This is a genomic window from Sphingomonas sp., assembly GCF_024508665.1.
Taxonomy (GTDB): domain Bacteria; phylum Pseudomonadota; class Alphaproteobacteria; order Sphingomonadales; family Sphingomonadaceae; genus Sphingomonas.
Genome location: NZ_JANINP010000007.1, coordinates 93,618 through 111,832 on the forward strand (window position 1 = coordinate 93,618; position 18,215 = coordinate 111,832).

Annotated in this window: 18 protein-coding genes; 13 read left to right on the forward strand and 5 right to left on the reverse strand. The window is 64.8% G+C overall.

Annotation, left to right across the window (positions count from 1 at the left end):
* The first annotated feature begins 33 nt into the window (after window positions 1-33).
* Genes Q0L25_RS15545 through Q0L25_RS15565 form a run of 5 tightly spaced genes read left to right on the forward strand, consistent with a single transcriptional unit; the run spans window position 34 to window position 4,979 of the window.
* Window positions 34-417 carry a GtrA family protein gene (locus tag Q0L25_RS15545; protein WP_296615870.1) on the forward strand — a complete coding sequence of 128 codons (384 nt, stop codon included), beginning with the start codon at window positions 34-36 and terminating at the stop codon, window positions 415-417.
* A complete protein-coding gene (locus tag Q0L25_RS15550) occupies window positions 414-1,943 on the forward strand; it encodes a hypothetical protein (protein ID WP_296615871.1) in 1,530 nt (509 codons plus the stop codon). Before Q0L25_RS15545 ends, Q0L25_RS15550 begins: the two co-directional genes overlap by 4 nt.
* Complete coding sequence (locus Q0L25_RS15555; RefSeq protein ID WP_296615874.1) at window positions 1,940-3,055, forward strand: DegT/DnrJ/EryC1/StrS family aminotransferase; 1,116 nt, start codon at window positions 1,940-1,942, stop codon at window positions 3,053-3,055. The genes Q0L25_RS15550 and Q0L25_RS15555 overlap by 4 nt, the downstream gene beginning before the upstream one ends.
* A complete protein-coding gene (locus Q0L25_RS15560) occupies window positions 3,052-4,032 on the forward strand; it encodes a glycosyltransferase family 2 protein (protein WP_296615876.1) in 981 nt (326 codons plus the stop codon). Before Q0L25_RS15555 ends, Q0L25_RS15560 begins: the two co-directional genes overlap by 4 nt.
* The gene (locus tag Q0L25_RS15565) at window positions 4,029-4,979 is read left to right on the forward strand and encodes a WxcM-like domain-containing protein (protein ID WP_296615877.1); all 951 of its coding nucleotides are present in this window, start codon (window positions 4,029-4,031) and stop codon (window positions 4,977-4,979) included. The genes Q0L25_RS15560 and Q0L25_RS15565 overlap by 4 nt, the downstream gene beginning before the upstream one ends.
* A 4-nt stretch (window positions 4,980-4,983) precedes the next feature.
* Here the strand turns inward: Q0L25_RS15565 and Q0L25_RS15570 are convergent, their stop codons facing one another.
* From Q0L25_RS15570 to Q0L25_RS15590, 5 genes are all read right to left on the reverse strand, one after another.
* Window positions 4,984-5,919 (reverse strand): D-2-hydroxyacid dehydrogenase, encoded by a 936-nt coding sequence (locus Q0L25_RS15570; protein WP_296615879.1) that lies wholly within the window; start codon window positions 5,917-5,919, stop codon window positions 4,984-4,986.
* 4 nt (window positions 5,920-5,923) lie between these two features.
* Window positions 5,924-6,373, reverse strand: coding sequence for a TM2 domain-containing protein (locus Q0L25_RS15575; protein WP_296615881.1), 450 nt, complete (start codon window positions 6,371-6,373; stop codon window positions 5,924-5,926).
* Window positions 6,374-6,429: 56 nt separating this feature from the next.
* The gene (gene cysS, locus Q0L25_RS15580; protein WP_296615883.1) at window positions 6,430-7,878 is read right to left on the reverse strand and encodes a cysteine--tRNA ligase; all 1,449 of its coding nucleotides are present in this window, start codon (window positions 7,876-7,878) and stop codon (window positions 6,430-6,432) included.
* A 62-nt stretch (window positions 7,879-7,940) separates the two neighbouring features.
* The gene (locus Q0L25_RS15585; RefSeq protein WP_296615884.1) at window positions 7,941-8,657 is read right to left on the reverse strand and encodes a hypothetical protein; all 717 of its coding nucleotides are present in this window, start codon (window positions 8,655-8,657) and stop codon (window positions 7,941-7,943) included.
* Between the two features lie 262 nt (window positions 8,658-8,919).
* Window positions 8,920-9,582 carry a TetR/AcrR family transcriptional regulator gene (locus Q0L25_RS15590; protein WP_296615886.1) on the reverse strand — a complete coding sequence of 221 codons (663 nt, stop codon included), beginning with the start codon at window positions 9,580-9,582 and terminating at the stop codon, window positions 8,920-8,922.
* 96 nt (window positions 9,583-9,678) lie between these two features.
* On the opposite strand from Q0L25_RS15590, the gene Q0L25_RS15595 reads away from it, so the two are divergent.
* The 8 genes from Q0L25_RS15595 (at window position 9,679) to Q0L25_RS15630 (ending at window position 18,163) form a co-directional block, all read left to right on the forward strand.
* A complete protein-coding gene (locus Q0L25_RS15595) occupies window positions 9,679-10,848 on the forward strand; it encodes an efflux RND transporter periplasmic adaptor subunit (RefSeq protein WP_296615887.1) in 1,170 nt (389 codons plus the stop codon).
* A 6-nt stretch (window positions 10,849-10,854) separates the two neighbouring features.
* The gene (locus tag Q0L25_RS15600) at window positions 10,855-14,022 is read left to right on the forward strand and encodes an efflux RND transporter permease subunit (RefSeq protein WP_296615889.1); all 3,168 of its coding nucleotides are present in this window, start codon (window positions 10,855-10,857) and stop codon (window positions 14,020-14,022) included.
* 3 nt (window positions 14,023-14,025) lie between these two features.
* Window positions 14,026-15,453, forward strand: coding sequence for an efflux transporter outer membrane subunit (locus Q0L25_RS15605; RefSeq protein ID WP_296615891.1), 1,428 nt, complete (start codon window positions 14,026-14,028; stop codon window positions 15,451-15,453).
* A 72-nt stretch (window positions 15,454-15,525) separates the two neighbouring features.
* A complete protein-coding gene (locus tag Q0L25_RS15610; RefSeq protein ID WP_296615893.1) occupies window positions 15,526-15,789 on the forward strand; it encodes a hypothetical protein in 264 nt (87 codons plus the stop codon).
* A gap of 154 nt (window positions 15,790-15,943) precedes the next feature.
* Window positions 15,944-16,150 carry a 30S ribosomal protein S21 gene (gene rpsU / locus Q0L25_RS15615; protein ID WP_056428702.1) on the forward strand — a complete coding sequence of 69 codons (207 nt, stop codon included), beginning with the start codon at window positions 15,944-15,946 and terminating at the stop codon, window positions 16,148-16,150.
* 111 nt (window positions 16,151-16,261) lie between these two features.
* Complete coding sequence (locus Q0L25_RS15620) at window positions 16,262-16,903, forward strand: FKBP-type peptidyl-prolyl cis-trans isomerase (protein ID WP_296615895.1); 642 nt, start codon at window positions 16,262-16,264, stop codon at window positions 16,901-16,903.
* Window positions 16,904-17,034: 131 nt separating this feature from the next.
* Window positions 17,035-17,592, forward strand: a complete 558-nt coding sequence (locus Q0L25_RS15625) for an FKBP-type peptidyl-prolyl cis-trans isomerase (RefSeq protein WP_296617770.1) — start codon at window positions 17,035-17,037, stop codon at window positions 17,590-17,592.
* A 10-nt stretch (window positions 17,593-17,602) separates the two neighbouring features.
* On the forward strand, window positions 17,603-18,163 hold the full coding sequence (locus Q0L25_RS15630) for an FKBP-type peptidyl-prolyl cis-trans isomerase (protein WP_296615897.1): 561 nt from the start codon (window positions 17,603-17,605) through the stop codon (window positions 18,161-18,163).
* The last annotated feature ends 52 nt before the right edge of the window (window positions 18,164-18,215 follow it).

Here is an 18,215-nt window from a genome sequence, read left to right on the forward strand (position 1 = left end):
GATAGCATGTCCCAGGATAATGGCGATGTAGGCATGTCCCGCCTGTCGATCGGCAGAGCCGATATCCGGCAAATCGTGCGCTTCGTCGCGGTCGGCGTGCTCAACACCGCCTTTGGTTACGCCATCTTCGCGGCAGGAGTGCTTGCTGGTCTGCCGAGTGGCGTCGCGCTGGCGATCGCGATGGTGATCGGGGTGATCTTCAATTTCTTCACGTTCGGCCGCCTGGTATTCGACAGCCGCGATCCCACCCGGTTGCCGCGGTTCGTCGGGGTCTATGTGCTGACCTATGTCGTGAACGTGGCGATGCTCGCGCTTTGGCAGAGGGTCGGCGTCAGCCCGTTGCTGGCGCAACTCGCCTGCCTGCCGGTGACCGTCAGCCTGACTTTCGTGCTGATGCGTTTCCTGGTGTTCAAGTGAGCGGCGCGCGTCCCGGCGCCGCGCTGCCCGAAATCGGCAGGCGCAGCTGGCTCGTCCTGTTCCTGGGTTTGCTCGCTTTGCGCGCCGTGATCCTGCTGATCGGTCCCGGCATCCTGAATGGCGACGGCTTTCTGTACGTCGGCGCCGCCCAGCATTTCCTCCAGCATGGACAGATGCCACCGGCCACCGCGCAGTCGCGGTCCTTTTCGGTTTTGCTCGCGCCGGTGATCGCCTCGCTCGGACACGACGCGATCTGGAATGCGGTGCCAAGCCGGCGGCTGGGCCAGCCGATCGCAGAGGCGATGCATGTGGTGCAAGTGCTGTTCGACCTCGGCCTGGTCGCGCTGCTGATGCAATTCTACCGCATGGTAGGGCCGCGCGAACGCTGGGCCTTCGTCATCGGCCTCGCCGTCATCGCGCTGCAGCCGATCACTGCCTCCTGGAGCAATTTCGTCGTTCCCGATTCGCTCGCGACGTTCGGGCTGTTCGTCGGGCTGTACTTACTGGCGACCGCCGCGATCGATGGCGCATTGTGGCGGCTCGCTTGGGGTGGGCTGCTCTTGGGGATCGCCGCGTTCCTGCGGATCGACCTGCTTCCGCTCGCGCTGATGCTGATCGTGCCCTGGTGCCTGCTCGTCCTGTTACGGAGGGGGCGGGCAATGGTTGCGGGCGGCGCGGTCGCGCTGGTCCTGTTCGCGGCCCCGATCCTCGGCATGATGGCGCTGCAATATGCCGGCCAGGGCGACGCGCGGTACGTCGTCGCGAGCGCGAAGGACAACCCCAATGCCGCCAAACCGGGCTATTTCACCTGGACCCGTGCGTGGCTGCTGACCCCGAACGAGTTCCACGATTTCGCCTTTCCCGAGGACGATGCGGGTTGGCGCGGGTTCGCCGTGGAGAATTATCCGGCGCGCGCCTTTGTCAACGATGCCGCTCGCGCCGATGTCGCTATTATACTCCGCGAATGGCAGACGGGCGGCTACACGCCGGCGGTGGACGCGCGCTTTGCGGCGGTCGCCGGGCGGCTGCGCACCGCGCGGCCCTTGCAGGCGTTGGTCACAGTACCGGCCGCGCGGACGGCACAATTGTGGGGCAATCCGGATGGCGGCGTAGCGCTCACCGCTATCTTCGGCCTGTCGCCCCCGCCTCTCGTATCGCGATTGGTGGCGGTCACCGTCTTGCTTCTCAAGGTCGTCCTGAGCCTTTTTGCGCTGATTGGATCGTGGGTCCTGATGCGACGGGTCCTTGCGTCGCGTTTCGCTCTCGGCACCATCGTCGATTGGCCGCAGGGTCTCGGCATCCTGTCATTGGCGGCGTTGCTCGGCCGCGGGGCGGAGATGTTCGCCCTCAATCTGATTTACGCGAGCGCGGTGATGGAATCGCGCTACGTGATCGAGACTTGGCCGTGTCTGATCGTTTTGGCCGCATTCGGCTATGGCGCGACAATCGCGCGGTTCAGCCGCCGCGGCGTCGGGGCGGCCGCGGCGCTCGACGAGCCGAACAGCCCGCCTGGAGTTGCCCGATGAAGTCGGTACCAATGAACGATTTGCGCAGGCGTTACGCGCGGCATGAGGCCGAACTGTCGCGGATCGCGCTCGACGTGTTGGCGTCGGGCTATTGGATCAACGGGCCGCGCACCGCCGCTTTCTGCCGTGAGTTCGCGGCCGCGACGGGCGTCGCGCATTGCGTTGGCGTGGCGAACGGCAGCGACGCGCTGGAGGTCGCCCTGCGTTGTCTGGCCACCGACCCGACGCGGCGCGAGATCGTGACCGTCGCCAATGCCGGCGGCTACACGACAACCGCATGCCGGTTGATCGGGCTGGTCCCGGTCTATGTCGATATCGTGGAGCGATCGCAGCTGATCGATATCGACCACGCAGTGGCCGCGGTCGGTCCGGCGACCGGCGCAGTCGTCGTCACGCACCTTTATGGCGGGCTGGTCGACGTACCTCGCTTGCGGGCCGCGCTGCAGGCCGCCGGCTTTGGCGACGTCCCGATCATCGAGGATTGCGCCCAGGCGCACGGGCTCAGGGGATGCGGCGCCGGCGCGGGCGCGTTCGGTGATCTGGCGACGTTCAGTTTCTATCCGACCAAGAATCTCGGCGCGCTGGGGGATGGCGGTGCGATCGTGACCGATGATGCCCAGCTTGCCGCGCGGGTTGCGCGGCTGCGCATGTATGGCTGGGGCAACAAATACGATGTGGAGACGCATGGCGGTCGCAATTCTCGGCTCGACGAATTGCAGGCGGCTTTCTTATCGGCACTGCTTCCCCATGTCGAAGCCGACAATCAGCGACGGCGGGAGATCGTCGGTCGATATGCGGCGATGCTAGGCGACGGCGTCCAATTGGTATCGAGCCCCCATGGCACCGTCGACCATCTTGCCGTACTATTGACCGACGAGCGCGATCGACTGGCCGCGCATCTCAAGGAACGCGGCGTGGCGACCGATATCCACTTCCCGATCCTCGACTGCGAGCAGACCGGCTGGGAGGACTGCGATCAGCGGATCGGCCCGCGCGGGCTCACCGTAAGCCGCAAGTCGGTCAAGCGGATCTTGAGCGTGCCCTGCTTCCCGGAAATGACCGACGACGAGATCGCACAGGTGGGTGACGCCCTAGGATCCTATTCGGCATGAGCGCGATCCCCGCCAATCATGTGCCGCCGGCGGCACCGTCGCGCTCGCTGGTCATCCCGGTCTATCTCAACGAGCTCAACATTCCGCCGCTGCTGGCGGCATTGACCGAACTCCATCGCGCGCTGGGCGGCGATCTCGAGGTCGTCTTCGTGATCGACGGTTCGCCCGACGCCTCGGGTGAAGTGCTGGCCCGCGCGCAACCGGGCCTGTCCTTTCCCTCGCGCCTTATCTTCCACAGCCGCAATTTCGGGTCGTTTACCGCGATCCGGACGGGGCTCGAACATGCGTCCGGTCGGCTGTTCGCCGTAATGGCGGCCGATTTGCAGGAGCCGCCCGAGTTGATCGTTCGGTTCTTCGAGGCGCTGGAAGCCGACGAATGCGATATCGTATTCGGGCAGCGCGTGAAGCGAAACGATGCACCGGTGCGGGATGCCTTGTCGCGCACCTTCTGGTGGCTGTATCGCAAGCTGGTGATATCGGGCGTGCCGCGCGGCGGGGTGGACATTTTCGCCTGCAATCTTGCGGCGCGCGAGGAACTGCTCGCGATCGAGGAGCCAAACAGTTCGTTGATCGCGCAACTGTTCTGGATCGGTTTCCGTCGATCGTTCGTCACCTATGAGCGCCGCCCGCGTGAGATCGGCACCAGCGCGTGGGGAGTAGGCCGCCGATTGCGCTACATGATGGACAGTATCTTCTCCTTCACCGACTTGCCGATCATCCTGGTGCTTTGGGTCGGCGTCATCGGCGTGCTGATCAGCCTGGTGTTCGGCATCGGCGTGGCGATCGCGCGGCTCACGGGAGAGATCACCGAACCGGGCTATACGACGCTGGCCTTGCTGATCACGTTTTTCGGGTCCGCGGTGCTAGCGGTGCAGGGTATCATCGGCTCCTATCTGTGGCGGACCTTCGAGAATACCAAGCGGCGTCCGCTGCGCATCGTCGCGCGGATCGTCGATGGTGGCGGGAAAGATCTATGACCGGCGACGCACCTCCTTTCGTTCATCCGGCAGGGTTGTGCGAAAGCACGCACGTGGGCAGCGGCACGCGCGTCTGGGCGTTCGCGCATATATTGCCCGGCGCCCGGATCGGTCGCGACTGTAATGTCTGCGATCATGTCTTCATCGAGAATGACGTCGTCGTCGGCGATGCCGTCACGATCAAATGCGGCGTTCAATTGTGGGACGGACTACGCGTCGGCGACAACGTATTCATCGGCCCGAACGCGACCTTCACCAACGACCTTCACCCGAGATCGAAGCAATATCCCGAGACTTTCGCCGAAACGGTGATCGGCGACGGCGCGTCGATCGGTGCCAATGCGACGATCCTGCCCGGTATCCGCATCGGCCGCGGGGCGATGGTCGGGGCGGGCGCGGTAGTGACGAGGGACGTTCCGGCCCATGCGACGGTGGTCGGTAATCCGGCAAGGGTGATAAAGCAGGTCGAGGCACGGCCTGATTCCGACAGGATGGTTCGGGGCGAGACGCTGGGTCAGGCCATCGGGTCGAGGCTCGATCTTCCGGTAAAGGGCTGCTTCGTCGAGCGGTTGCCGCACTTCGTCGATCCGCGTGGGAGCTTGGTGCCGCTCGAGGCGGGCAAGGGCGTCCCGTTTACCCCGCAGCGGTTATTCCTGGTCAACGACGTGCCGGGAAACAGCATCCGCGGCGAACACGCGCATCGCGCCTGCGAACAGTTTTTGATCGCGGCGCACGGTGCACTGGCAGTGTCGATCGACGATGGCGCGACGCGCGCCGAGATTCGGCTCGATGATCCGACGATCGGCTTGTACCTCGCGCCGATGACATGGGGGACGCAATACGATTTTACCCCGGACGGCGTGTTGCTGGTCGCGGCGTCGCACACCTATGACGCCGACGACTATATCCGCGACTACGACCTGTTCATCAGCGAAGTCGGACGCTGAACCTTCAATAGCCCAGCACCAGGTCGACCACATTTTCCATCGGCCGATCATTCAGAAACGCGTCGAGGTTGCGCAGGAACAGTGCCGCGGCGCGCGGGAACATCTTGGTCTGGCTGCGGCCCGACAGGTGCATCGTGACGATGCAATTGGGCGCCGACCATAAGGGATGATCGGCCGGCAGCGGCTCGGGATGCGTGGGATCGAGGAACGCGCCGGCGATTGTGCGCCCATGGAGCGCGGCCAGCAGCGCTTCCTCGTCGATCATGTCGCCGCGCGCGATATTGATCAGCCAGGCCGACGGCTTCATCCGTGCGAGTTCGGCCGCGCCGACCATCGCCTTGGTCTCATCGGTCGAGGGCGCGGCGAGGATGACCCAGTCGAAATCGCCGAGCCGTTCCTGCCATTGGTCGGGCGTCAGCGTGCCGTCGCGGCCCGATCGGGTGACGCCGGTGACCTCGACGCCGAACGCCTCCAGTCGCGTCGCGATCAATGTGCCGATCGCGCCCATGCCGACGATCAGCGCGCGGGTTTCGAACAACTCGACCTTGCCTGGCGCGTCCTTCGGCCATTCGTGGCGGTCCTGCGCGCGGACCACTTCGTCGAAGCGCTTGGCCGCGGCCAGCACGCCCATCACCGCATATTCGGCGACCGCGAGCGCGTTGATCCCGACGCCGTTGGTCAGCATCGTCCCGCGCTCGCGCATCCGGTCGAGCGGAAAGGCATCGAGCCCGGCATAAATGGTCGACACCCATTTCAGCCGCTCGCCATGCCGGATCGCTTCCGCCGTCAGGCTGGTCGGCTGCATATCGACCCAGGCGATGTCGGCGTCGGCGATCATCGTATTGGCCTCGGCCGGCGATGCGAACCACGCTACGTCCAGCCCGGCCGGTAATTGCGGCTCGAGCAGGGGCCGCGCCAAGGCGGGCAAGACGGCCTTCACGCGTTCAGAACCACGACTGATTGCCCTGGACATAGCGCCGCTGGAATTCGGCATCGTCGATCACGAGGTAAATGATGAATTCGATGAAGGCGATCGTAGCGGTGATCAGGCCGGGCAGGATCAGCAACCAGCCGATCGTCCCGCATAACAGCATCGTCACCGCCGCGCCGGTCTTGTTGAGGTAGAATTTATGCGCGCCGAAACAGCCCAGGAAAAAGGCGAGCAATGCCGCCGCGACCTTGTCCTTGGGCGCCACCCCGGCAACGCCCGAACCTTGCAGGACATAGATATTGCCGGCTCGGTCGGTATTGGCCTCGAAATCGACGACCTGGCCGCGCGCGGGCCAATAGGTTTCGCGCCAATCGGGCCGTGTGAAGGTGTAACGCTGTCCGTCCTCGCCCGAAATCTGTCCCTGGCTGACAGTGTTATCCCAACCCAGCACGCGTCCCCGCATCGCCCATCCCCGATTCTGATTGTCCAGCTGGGAGCTTAGCCACCTGACGCGGGCTTTCAAGCGAGCGTTGGCCGCCAGTCCCAGCCGATTGGATCGCCGTCCATCACCTCTACCCCTTGCGCCGCCAGCTCGTCACGGATCGCGTCGGACCGGGCGAAGTCCTTGGCCGCGCGGGCTTCTCGCCGTTCGGCAAGCTTTGCGGCGATATCGGTTTCGGCCAAAGTCGCGGTCGTCGGGCGGACACGCAAATCCTCGCGTCTCAGACTGCCGAGATCGAGCCCGAGCACGGCGTCGAAATCGGCGAGCGCGGTGAGACGGTCGGCGGGTGCGACCTTTTTGTCCGCGAGCAATTCGTCGAGCACGACCAGAGCCTTGGGCGTGTTGAGGTCGTCCGACACCGCCTCGTCGAGCCGCTCGCGATAGGGCAGCGCCGATGCGGCAGAGGGCGCAGGCGGGCGGTCGCGGAGCTGCCCCACGGTGATCGCCAGGCGCTTCAGCCGGGTGAGTGCTGCGGCGAGATTCTCCTCGCTGAACTCGAGCTCCGACCGGTAGTGCGCCGACAGGCACATCAGGCGATAGGCGAGCGGATGGACGCCGGCGTCGATCAGCTTCTGCAAGGTCCGGAAATCGCCCGACGATTTGGACATCTTGCCGGCGCGTTCGACCAGGAAGTTATTGTGCATCCACCAGCGCGCGCCGGTGAAGTCCGGCTGCTCCGGGCAGTCGCAATAGGCCTGGTTCTGCGCGATCTCATTGGGGTGGTGGATTTCGCGATGGTCGATCCCGCCGGTATGGATGTCGAAGGGCGATCCGAGATATTTCTCGCTCATCACCGAGCATTCGAGATGCCAGCCCGGCGCGCCACGGCCCCAGGGCGAATCCCATTCCATCTGGCGATTCTCGCCGGGCGCCGACGCGCGCCAGATCGCGAAGTCCTGCGGATGGCGCTTGCCCTCGACCGTATCGATCCGACCCTCGCGAACATCCTCCTGCGCGCCCGCCAGCCGGCCGTAGTCCGGCACGGTCGAGACGTCGAAATACAATCCGCTATCGAGCTGGTAGCAATGTTTGGCCGCGATCTTCTCTCCGAACGCGATCATGTCCTGGATGTGGTCGGTGGCGACCGACCAGCGCGACGGCCCGCGGATGTTGAGGTCCTTGAGGTTCTGCTTGAACGCCGCGGTGTAGTGCGCGGCGATGTCCCAGATGCTGGTCGCGTTCTTGCGCGCCGCCGCTTCCATCTTGTCGTCGCCGGCATCGGCGTCGCTGGTCAGATGACCGACATCGGTGATGTTGATGACGTGGGTGAGCGGATAGCCTTTCCACGTCAGCACGCGGCTCAGTGTGTCGGTGAAGACATAAGCGCGCAGATTGCCGATATGCGCGTAATTATAGACCGTCGGCCCGCACGAATAGACGCGCACGTTCGCGGCGTCGATCGGCTCGAACCGTTCGAGCGAGCGTGACAGGCTGTTGTAGAGCGTGAGCGGGGCGCCGTGCGACATGCGCGCGGCTTAGCGGCGTGGGCAGGGGGCCGCAACCGGAGCGGCGTGCGGCCGAGGCGCTCCTACATCTGGTGCGTTGGCGCGGGCGTGCCGTCGGACCAGCTGCAGGCTCCCAGAAGCAGGACCGACAAGGGCGGGAGGGCAGCCGTTTCGGCTGCATGGTCTGGCGTCGCGAACCAGTAATTGCCGCCGAAAATGGGCGATCCCGGTGCGTTGGCGCCCCAATTGTCGCCGTTCTTGAAGGGGATGAAGAACATGACGTGCGGCATGTCGTGATCGCCCTCAGCGGAGAGATACGAGGCTTTCGACATCATGTAGGACATGGCGCCCGGCGCCAGCGGCGGAATTTCTCTGGTGCGCAGCGCTGTCTTGATGCGCGCCATGATCTCCGCGTCACTCCGGCCGGCGAGAGTCATGGCGGTTCGGAGCTTGGCCAGCGGCGCTATCGACCGTGCCGCCTGTGGATTCTGGCATTCGGCGGCGCGGATTTTCGGATTCCAGCGTTCAGGCCAATCCGGTGCGCTGCTGAAACTGCGGGACACCATGCAGACAAAGCCGTTGGTGCCCGTAACCGCGGTTTCATAGCCGGTGCGCGTCAGGACTAGGATCGTCGCGTTCTTGGAAATGGACTCGGGCGCCGCGCTCCTTGCCAGGGCAACCTCCTGATTACGGTCCATGAGGTAGGCGTCGACGGGCGCCATGCGGGGATAGGATGCCTTCTGATCCGCTGCGGTGCCGGCCGACATGGCGAACAAGACAGGCGCGGTGATCGTCAGCATGGCCGCGAGCCTGCCCAGCGATCTCACCATCTTTTTTGCCGTCGCCTCGGACCGGCCGCGTCCATTGCCGTCGGCGGCGTTCTGGAATCTCATTACACACATCGTCCTGCCTCCTCGTCGATGCCGCCTCTCGGGGAGCGGCATTCGAACGACGAGCGAAGGAGTCGAAAATCGACATCGTCCTCGAAATTTTTTCAATCCGACGCGTCGCGTCATTCGCCGTATGGCGCGATGCCTCCGGTCGAAGGGGCCGAAGATGCCGTTAGGCCGACAGGGGCTGTCCACTCTCCCCGCCGCGGATCAGTTCGAGTTCGCGGCTGACGATCCCCTGCAACCGCTCGCACAAGGGCTGATAGTCGCGGCCCCGTTGCGCTTCCATGACGATCGTCTGGCAGAGCCCGCCGCCCAGGGCGAGGATCAGGTCGGCCAGTTCGGACCGGGCCGTTTCGCGATCCTTTCCGGGTGCCCACGCCTCGAGCGCCGCCGTCAGCGCGCTCTTGACGCTCGCGCTGATGTCCTCCTGCAGCCGCGCGACGCGCGGATTGCGCGACGATTCGGCCATGATCTCCGGCATCAACCGATAGCCTTCGATGTCATCGTCGCATGAGACGAAGGCCAGGATCCACTCGCGGATCGCTGTCATGTCGCCGGAATCGATCGCGCGTTGTAGCGTGGCTTCGTCGAGGAATTGCGAGAGGTCGCGAAACGCGATCGCGGCGATGATATCCTCCTTCGAGGAGAAATCGCGATAGATCTGGCCGACCTTGATTCCCGATGCGACCGCGATCTGCGCTACGCCGGTCCCGTGGAATCCGTTCTGGATGAACAGGCGCCGCGACGTGTCGAGAATGAGCTGCCGGCGCTCCGCCGCCCGTCCGGCGGGAACGGTGGGCAACAGCCCCCAGCAATCCAACATCGTCGACATTCTTCAATCCTCGGGTTGACTTAGGTCAGTTGTTCGCAGTAGCAGCATTTTTGTGAGTGAACGTTCACTCACACAGCATATATCAATGGGGTCGGTATGTCACTAATCCGCAACGCGCTCCCCGCGATCGCGCTCGTGTCGCTTGCCGCTTGTGGACAGGGTGGGCAGCAGCCGCCGGCCCAGGGCGCGCCGCCGGTCGGATATGTGATCGTGAAGGAGCAGCCGGTGACGCTGATCACCGAGCTCCCCGGCCGTACCACCGCCTATGAAACCTCGGACGTGCGGCCGCAGGTCAACGGGATCATCCTCGCCCGACTGTTCCAGGAAGGCGATATGGTCAGCAAGGGCCAGGCGCTCTACCGGATCGACCCTGCGCCCTATCAGGCGCAGGTCGCCAACGCGCGTGCGGCTTTGGCCAAGGCCCAGGCGGCGATCGCCTCCAGCGCCGCGCTCGCGCGCCGGTACGGCGAACTCGTCAAGATCAACGCGATTTCGCGCCAGGATTACGAGAACGCGCTGACCAGTGCCGCGCAGGCGCGTGCCGATGTCGCCGCGCAGCAGGCGGCGCTGCGCAGCGCCACGATCGATCTCGCCCGCACCACCATTCGCGCGCCGATCAGCGGGCGGATCGGCCGGTCGATCTATACCACCGGCGCGCTGGTCACCGCGTCGCAGGCCGATGCGCTGACCACCATCTCGCGACTCGATCCCATCTATGTCGACATCCAGCAATCGAGCGCCGACCTGCTCAAGCTCAGGCAGCAAATCCTGGCGGGCCAGGTGGCGAGCGAAGGCAAGGCGCAAGTGCGGCTGAAGCTGGAGGACGGCTCGACCTACGGACCCGAAGGCACGTTGCGTTTCGCCGACGTGACGGTCGATCCCAATACCGGGTCGCAGACCATCCGCGCGCAATTCGCCAATCCCAACGGGCTGTTGCAGCCCGGCATGTATGTCCGCGCGCAACTGGCGCAGGGAACCCAGCTCCAGGGCATGCTGGTGCCGCAGCGCGGCGTGGGCCGCGATGAGCGCGGCAACGCAACCGCGTTGGTCGTCGGTCAGGGCAACAAGGTCGAGTCGCGCGTGATCAAGACCGAGCGCGTGGTCGGCGACGCCTGGCTGGTCACGAGCGGCCTCAGGCCCGGCGACAAGGTGATCGTCGAAGGCGCGATGATGCTGCGCCCCGGCATGCCCGTCACGCCGCAGCCATGGAATCCCAACGCCAAGCCCGCTGCGCCGCAGCAACCGGGCCAGGCCCAGGCGAAGTAACCGTCCATGTCACGTTTCTTCATCAACCGGCCGATCTTCGCCTGGGTGATCGCGATCGTCCTGATGCTGGCCGGCATCATCGCGATCCGGTCGTTGCCGATCGCGCAATTCCCCAGCATCGCGCCACCGTCGATCTCGATCACCGCGACCTATCCGGGCGCGGACGCGCAGACGCTGGAAAATACGACGACCCAGATCATCGAGCAGCAGATGAAGGGGTTGGACCACCTTCGCTACTTCTCGTCCTCGTCCTCGTCGGCCGGCACCGTCACCATCACTTTGACCTTCGAACAGGGTACCAATCCCGACATCGCGCAGGTCCAGGTCCAGAACAAGCTGCAGGCGGCGACGCCGCTCCTGCCGCAGGAAGTCCAGCAGCAGGGTATCCAGGTCGCCAAGGCGACCCAGAACTTCCTGATGTTCATCGGCCTCTATTCGGAAAATGGCGCACATGACGGCAAGGACCTTGCCGATATCGTCGCCACCAAGGTGCAGGATCCGCTCAGCCGGGTGAACGGCGTCGGCGATACGCAATTGTTCGGCTCGCAATATGCGATGCGGATCTGGGTCGATCCGCTCAAGCTCAACAACTACGCGCTGACGATGACCGACGTGATGACCGCGGTCCGCGCCCAGAACGCGCAGGTCTCGGCCGGCCAGGTCGGCGGGTTGCCGGCGCCCAAGGAGCAGATGCTCAACGCGACCGTTTCGGTCCAGTCGCGTCTGAACACCCCCGAGCAATTCGCGCAGATTCGGCTGAAGAGCGGCGCCGACGGATCGGTGGTGCGGCTGGGCGACGTCGCACGGGTCGAACTGGGCGCCGAGAATTACGGGTTCGATGCGCAATATAACGGCAAGCCGGCGACCGGCATCGGCATCAAACTGGCGCCGGGCGCCAACGCGCTCAGCACGGTCGAGGCGGTGAAGGCGAAGGTCGACGAGGTCGCCAAGCAATTCCCGTCCGACGTGAAGGTCATCTACCCCTATGACACCACGCCGTTCGTGCGGCTGTCGGTGGAGCATGTCGTCGAGACTTTGGTCGAGGCGGTGGTGCTCGTCTTCCTGGTGATGTTCCTGTTCCTCCAGAACTTCCGCGCCACGCTGATCCCGACGATCGCCGTGCCGGTCGTGCTGCTGGGGACGTTCGCCGTGATGGCGCTGACCGGGTTCAGCATCAACACGCTGACCTTGTTCGGCATGGTGCTGGCGATCGGCCTGCTGGTCGACGACGCGATCGTGGTGGTCGAGAATGTCGAGCGCCTGATCACGACCGAGGGGCTGAGTCCCAAGGACGCCGCGCGCAAGTCGATGGACGAGATCAGCAGCGCGCTGGTCGGTATCGGGCTTGTCTTGTCGGCGGTGTTCCTGCCCATGGCGTTCTTCGGCGGATCGACCGGCGTGATCTATCGCCAGTTCTCGCTGACGATCGTATCGGCCATGGCCTTGTCGGTGATGGTCGCTTTGATCCTGACCCCCGCTTTGTGCGCGACCATCCTGAAGCCCCATGACGCGAACAAGAGCGAGGGTAACGGCCTGCTGGCGCGCTTTTTCCGCTGGTTCAACGACAAGTTCGAACGCGGCCAGGTCCGCTACGAAAGAGGCGTGCGCTCGACCGCGCGCAGCTGGAAGCGCTCGATGCTGATCTACGCATTGGTGGTGATCGGCATGGGGCTGCTGTTCTGGCGCTTGCCGACCGGCTTCCTGCCCGACGAGGACCAGGGCTATGTCATCGCCATCGTCCAGGGACCGTCGGGCGCGACGACCAGCCGCACCGCCAAGGGGCTCGACCTCGTGCGAAACCATTTCCTGCAGGATGAAAAGGCGAACGTCCAAGGCGTCTTCACCGTCAATGGCTTCAGCTTCGCGGGCGCCGGCCAGAATAGCGGCATCGCCTGGATTCCGCTCAAGCCCTGGTCGGAACGCAAAGGCGGGCAGAACAGTGCTGCGGCTATTTCGGGCCGGGCGATGGGTACCTTTTCGCAGTACAAGGACGGCATGATCTTCGCGATCGTGCCGCCCGCGGTCTCCGAACTCGGCAACGCGACCGGTTTCGATCTGCAGTTGGTCGATACCGGGGCAATCGGACACGACCGGCTGATCCAGGCCCGCAACATGATGCTGGGCATGGCATCCCAAGACAAAAATCTGGTCGGCGTGCGTCCCAACTCGCTGGAGGATGCTCCGCAGCTCAAGGTCGATATCGACCAGGACAAAGCGCGCGCGCTCGGGCTCGATCTCGGCGAGGTGAACTCCACCATCTCCGCGGCGTGGGGTGGCGCCTATATCAACGACTTCATTGACCGTGGCCGTGTGAAGCGCGTCTACGTCCAGGCCGACGCTCCGTACCGGCTCAAGCCCGAGGATATCGGCAGCTTCTACGTGCGTTCCAACAACGGCCAGATGGCGCCCTATACGGCGTTCTCGACGCTGGACTGGGCACAGGCGCCGGTGCAGCTGACGCGCTATAACGGTCAGCCGGCGATCGAAATCCAGGGTGCGCCCGCGCCCGGCGTGGCGTCGGGCGCGGCGATGAAGGCGATGGAGGCTATCCATGCCAAGCTTCCCCCCGGCACCGCGCTCGAATGGACCGGCCTGTCCTATGAGGAGCGGTTGTCGGGTGGGCAGGCTCCGGCGCTCTATGCATTGTCGCTGCTGATCGTATTCCTGTGCCTTGCCGCCCTGTATGAAAGCTGGTCGGTGCCGATCTCGGTCTTGCTGGTCGTGCCGCTCGGCGTGCTCGGCGCCTTGCTTGCCGCGACCATCACCGGGCTCAACAACGACATTTATCTCCAGGTCGGCTTGATCACGACGATCGGCGTGTCGGCGAAGAACGCCATCCTGATCGTCGAGTTCGCCGAGGAGAAGATGCGCGACGGACTCAACGCGTTCGAGGCGGCGGTCGCCGCAGCCAAGCTGCGCTTGCGTCCGATCCTGATGACCAGCTTTGCCTTCGTCTTCGGCGTGTTCCCGCTGGCGATCGCCGCTGGCGCCGGGGCGGGCGGGCAGCATGCCATCGGCCGGGCGGTCGTGGGCGGCATGCTGTCGGCGACCATCCTCGCCATCTTCTTCGTGCCGATGTTCTTCGTGGTCGTGCTGCGGCTGTTCGGCCAGCACGGCGAACGCGACACCGCGACCGACCACGATACCGGTGCGGTCTCGCCGCAGGGAGCCTGATCCGTGACTGTTCGTCCCATCCTCGCCCTCCTGCTTGCCGGCAGCACGCTGTCCGCTTGCAACCTGGCTCCCAAATATGTCCGGCCTTCGGGCGCCGTTCCCGCTACGCTACCAGAGGGGGGCATCTATCCGCGCGCCGCGACCGACGCGCCCGATGTCACCGCGATCGGCTGGCGCGACTTCTTCACCGACGAACGTCTGCGCCAGGTCATCCAGCTCGGGCTCGACAATAATCGCGATTTGCGGCTGGCCGCGGCGAACGTGCTCCAGGCGCGCGCGCAATATCGCGTCCAGCGCGCCGATATCCTGCCGAGCATCAGCGCCAACGGGTCGGCCACCTATACGAACACCGCAGGTGCGGCCGCGAACACCGGGGGGGCAGCCGGCGGCGGCTCGTCGACGGACATCCAGTATTTCCAGGCCAATGTCGGTTTCTCGGCGTTCGAGCTCGACCTGTTCGGGCGGCTGCGCAACCTGTCCAAGGCCGCGCTCGAACAATATTTCGCAACCGAAGAAGCGCAGCGCACGACACGGATCAGCCTGATCGCGGAAATCGCCACTGCCTGGCTGACGCTCGCGTCCGACCAGGAACAATTGCGGCTGTCGCAAAACACCCTCAAGACGTTCGAACAGACGCTCGACCTGACGCGCGCCCAATTCCGCATCGGCGTCGCCTCCGAGCTCGAATCGCGGCAGGCCGAAACCAATTATCAGGCGGCGCGCAACGATATCGCCACGCTCCAGACCAGGATCGCGCAGGACCAGAATGCGCTCAACCTGCTCGCCGGGACGACGGTCTCGGCCGATCTGTTGCCGGCGGCGCTTGGCGATGGCCGGGTGACTCGCGGCGCCTTGCCCGCCAACCTGTCGTCGGACGTGCTGTTGCGACGCCCCGACGTACTCCAGGCCGAGCATCAGTTGGTTGCGCAAAACGCGAATATCGGTGCGGCGCGCGCCGCCTTCTTCCCGCGCATCTCGCTGACCGCGGCGCTGGGCACGATCAGCAGCGGGCTGACCGGGCTGTTCGGGGCGGGGACGGGCACCTACAATGTCGCCCCCTCAGTCGCGCTGCCGCTGTTCGATGCCGGCCGTAACAAGGGCAATCTCGATTACGCCAAGGCGTCGCAACAGGCCGCCGTGGCGACGTACGAAAAGACCATCCAGACCGCCTTTCGCGAAGTCGCCGACGCGCTCGCGCAGCGCGGCACGATCGACGAGCAGGTTTCCGCCCAGACCGCGCGCGCCAATGCCGCGCAGGTCGCGGCCAAATTGTCCGACGCGCGCTATCGCGCGGGCGTCGACAGCTTCCTGGTCGCGCTCGACGCGCAACGAACAGCCTATGCGGCTGAACAGCAATTGGTGACCACACGAACGAGCCGGGCGAGCAACCTGGTCGAGTTATATCGTGCACTCGGCGGCGGGCTTCAGTGAACGATTAGACCACCCGCTTGCCTTTTGGCGCAATAAGCATAACCTCTCTTCGAAAATGAGGAGAGGGTGGTGATGAAAGATATCGACCTCGCTACCGAAAACGGCAGCGACAAGACGATGTTGATCCTGCAAAGCCTGTTGTGTGTATTGCGTGAAAAGAACCTGCTGACGCGCGCGGATATCGAGAATCTGTGCGAGAAAGTGGCCAGTGCGGCCGACGAGGCGCAGAATGCGTTACCCTGTTGCAGCGCGAGCGCGCTGGCAGCGGCCAGCGAGATGGGCAAGATCGGCGACTATATCGGGCGGCGCTACGGCGGAAAGCACCGCCGGAACTGAGTCGGCGCGCCGGAAGCACGCTTCACGGCTGCGGCCAAGGCGCAACAGTCGACTCGCTTGCCTTTTGTCGAACCCGCTGTTAGGAGCCGCGCACTTCACGCCCGGACTTTGTCTGGGGCGGCCATATCCATTTGATCTGGAGTTGACGGGTTTTATGCAAATCATCGTGCGCGATAACAATGTCGATCAGGCGCTTCGGGCTCTCAAGAAGAAGCTCCAGCGCGAAGGCGTGTATCGCGAGATGAAGCTGCGCCGTCATTACGAGAAGCCCAGCGAGAAGCGTGCGCGCGAGCGCGCCGCCGCCGTTCGCCGTGCGCGCAAGCTCGAGCGCAAGCGGATGGAGCGCGACGGGGCCAAGTAAGGCCTTTATCGTCGTTTGTATGGGGGCTTGCTAGGCGCGGCCCCCGGACCTACCGAGAACAGCGTGTCCCGGCCGCGGTCGTACGCGGCCTTTCCGTCGAGGCTTGCTCCCATGTCCGTGACCGCCGTTCCCCTGCAACCCGTCAAGCGCAGCTATATCTGGCTGCTGTGGATCGGCATCGCCGTCGCGGTGATCGCCGCTTTCCTGCTCGCGCGGCAGGGGGACGATCTGTTCACCAGGTCGCAGCGCGGCTGGGACGTCAAGACGACGTCTTCTGGTCTCAAATACGAAGTGATCAAGCCGGGTACGGGCGCGTCGCCAACGGACACCGACGTTGCGCTGGTCCAGTATGAAGGCCGCCTGCGCAACGGCAAGGTCTTCGACAAGTCGCAGCAGCCGATGCCGATGCCGGTCAAGGGCGTCGTCCCAGGCTTCAGCGAAGCGCTGAAGCTGATGCACAAGAATGAAAAGATCCGGGTCTGGATCCCCGCCGACCTCGCTTATGGCGCGCAGGACCAGAAGGATCAGCAGGGCAATGTCGTCCTGCCGGCGAATTCGCCGTTGATGTTCGATATCGAGCTCAAGGATTTCCTGCCGCAAGCGGTGGTCGAACAATATCAGCGGCAGATGCAGATGATGAACGGCGGTGCCGGTGGCATGGGCGGTCCCGGCGGGCCGGGCGGTGCGCCTGGCGGTGCCGGTGGCCCGCCCCCGGGCGGCGGCGAGAGCCTCGTCCCTCCTCCAGGACAGTGAACCGATAGAACATGGCTGATACTATTGCCCCGAAGGCGCCCGCAAAGGCGCCGCTCGATCCGCGCGCGAAGCGCGTCCTGTGGCTGGGCATCGTGCTCGCCGTGTTGGGCGCCGGTGCATTGCTGTTCAGCATGTTCATGTGGTGGGGCGGCAGCGCGCGCGACTCGCTGACCATGACGTTCAATTCATGGGCGCCGGGCGTGAAGACCACCTCCTCGGGGCTGCAGTACAAGGTGCTCACCCCGGGTAAGGGCAAGAACCCGACCGACACCGACGTCGCGCTGATCAATTACGAAGGCAAATTGCTTGACGGCACGACCTTCGACAAGTCGCAGCAGCCGACGCCGATGCCGATTAAGGGCGTTGTCCCCGGCTTCAGCGAGGCGCTGAAGCTGATGAGCAAGGGCGCGAAGTTCCGCGTCTGGATTCCCGCCAAGCTCGGCTATGGCGACAAGGGCGCGGGGCCGATTCCGGCCAATGCGACCCTGGTCTTCGACATCGAGCTGATCGACTTCCTGCCTCAGGCGGTCATCGAGCAATATCAGAAGCAGATGATGCAAAGCATGGGCGGCGCTGGCGGTGCTGGTGGACCTCCCGGCGCCGGCGGTGCGGCTCCAGGCGGCGAGCCAGGCGGTGCGCCTGCCCCGACAGGCAACGCCGCAGCGCCGGCCGCGCCGACCGGCAAGTAGGCAAGACGCCATGGGGCTGAGGATCGCGACGGCTTGCCTGATCGGCGCGCTGTCGGTCACGATGGCCATGGTCCCGGCGTCTGGCAAGAAAGCGCCAGCCGCGAAAAGGACGGCCGCCGCCAAAAGGACTGCTGCCGCCAAAAGGACTGCTGCCGCCAAGGTGCCGGCGGTGCCGCTGTCGCCCGAGGACGCATTCCTGGCCAGGAATCGCCGGCAGCGCGGCGTGGTTCAGACCGCTTCCGGCATACAATATCGGGTGATCAAGCCGGCGACGGGGGCGCACCCCACCGATACGGACGTCGCCTTGGTCAATTATGACGGCAAGCTGGTCGACGGCACGCGCTTCGACAAATCGACCCAGCCGACACCGATGCCGGTTTCGGGAGTGGTGCCGGGCTTCAGCGAGGCGCTGAAGCTGATGGCCAAGGGCGAGACGCTGCGCGTGTGGATCCCGTCGCGGCTGGCTTATGGCGCCGAGGATCAGCGCGACGAGCAAGGCAAGGTCGTCATCCCGGGCAAGTCGACCTTGGTGTTCGACATCGAGCTCGTCGACTTCCGGCCACAATCCTGACTCCGGGGCGTGCGATGCTCCGGCGGGCAACCGGAACTCGCCTGTCCGCTGC

Excerpts from the sequence above, each read along its gene's own strand:
- rpsU (WP_056428702.1), top strand. The coding sequence starts at position 15,944 with ATGCAAATCATCGTGCGCGATAACAATGTCGATCAGGCGCTTCGGGCT.
- Q0L25_RS15575 (WP_296615881.1), bottom strand. The coding sequence starts at position 6,373 with ATGCGGGGACGCGTGCTGGGTTGGGATAACACTGTCAGCCAGGGACAG.
- Q0L25_RS15590 (WP_296615886.1), bottom strand. The coding sequence starts at position 9,582 with ATGTCGACGATGTTGGATTGCTGGGGGCTGTTGCCCACCGTTCCCGCC.
- Q0L25_RS15620 (WP_296615895.1), top strand. The coding sequence starts at position 16,262 with ATGTCCGTGACCGCCGTTCCCCTGCAACCCGTCAAGCGCAGCTATATC.
- Q0L25_RS15560 (WP_296615876.1), top strand. The coding sequence starts at position 3,052 with ATGAGCGCGATCCCCGCCAATCATGTGCCGCCGGCGGCACCGTCGCGC.
- Q0L25_RS15595 (WP_296615887.1), top strand. The coding sequence starts at position 9,679 with ATGTCACTAATCCGCAACGCGCTCCCCGCGATCGCGCTCGTGTCGCTT.
- Q0L25_RS15610 (WP_296615893.1), top strand. The coding sequence starts at position 15,526 with ATGAAAGATATCGACCTCGCTACCGAAAACGGCAGCGACAAGACGATG.
- Q0L25_RS15630 (WP_296615897.1), top strand. The coding sequence starts at position 17,603 with ATGGGGCTGAGGATCGCGACGGCTTGCCTGATCGGCGCGCTGTCGGTC.
- Q0L25_RS15545 (WP_296615870.1), top strand. The coding sequence starts at position 34 with ATGTCCCGCCTGTCGATCGGCAGAGCCGATATCCGGCAAATCGTGCGC.
- Q0L25_RS15625 (WP_296617770.1), top strand. The coding sequence starts at position 17,035 with ATGTTCATGTGGTGGGGCGGCAGCGCGCGCGACTCGCTGACCATGACG.
- Q0L25_RS15565 (WP_296615877.1), top strand. The coding sequence starts at position 4,029 with ATGACCGGCGACGCACCTCCTTTCGTTCATCCGGCAGGGTTGTGCGAA.
- Q0L25_RS15585 (WP_296615884.1), bottom strand. The coding sequence starts at position 8,657 with ATGCTGACGATCACCGCGCCTGTCTTGTTCGCCATGTCGGCCGGCACC.
- Q0L25_RS15555 (WP_296615874.1), top strand. The coding sequence starts at position 1,940 with ATGAAGTCGGTACCAATGAACGATTTGCGCAGGCGTTACGCGCGGCAT.
- Q0L25_RS15600 (WP_296615889.1), top strand. The coding sequence starts at position 10,855 with ATGTCACGTTTCTTCATCAACCGGCCGATCTTCGCCTGGGTGATCGCG.
- cysS (WP_296615883.1), bottom strand. The coding sequence starts at position 7,878 with ATGTCGCACGGCGCCCCGCTCACGCTCTACAACAGCCTGTCACGCTCG.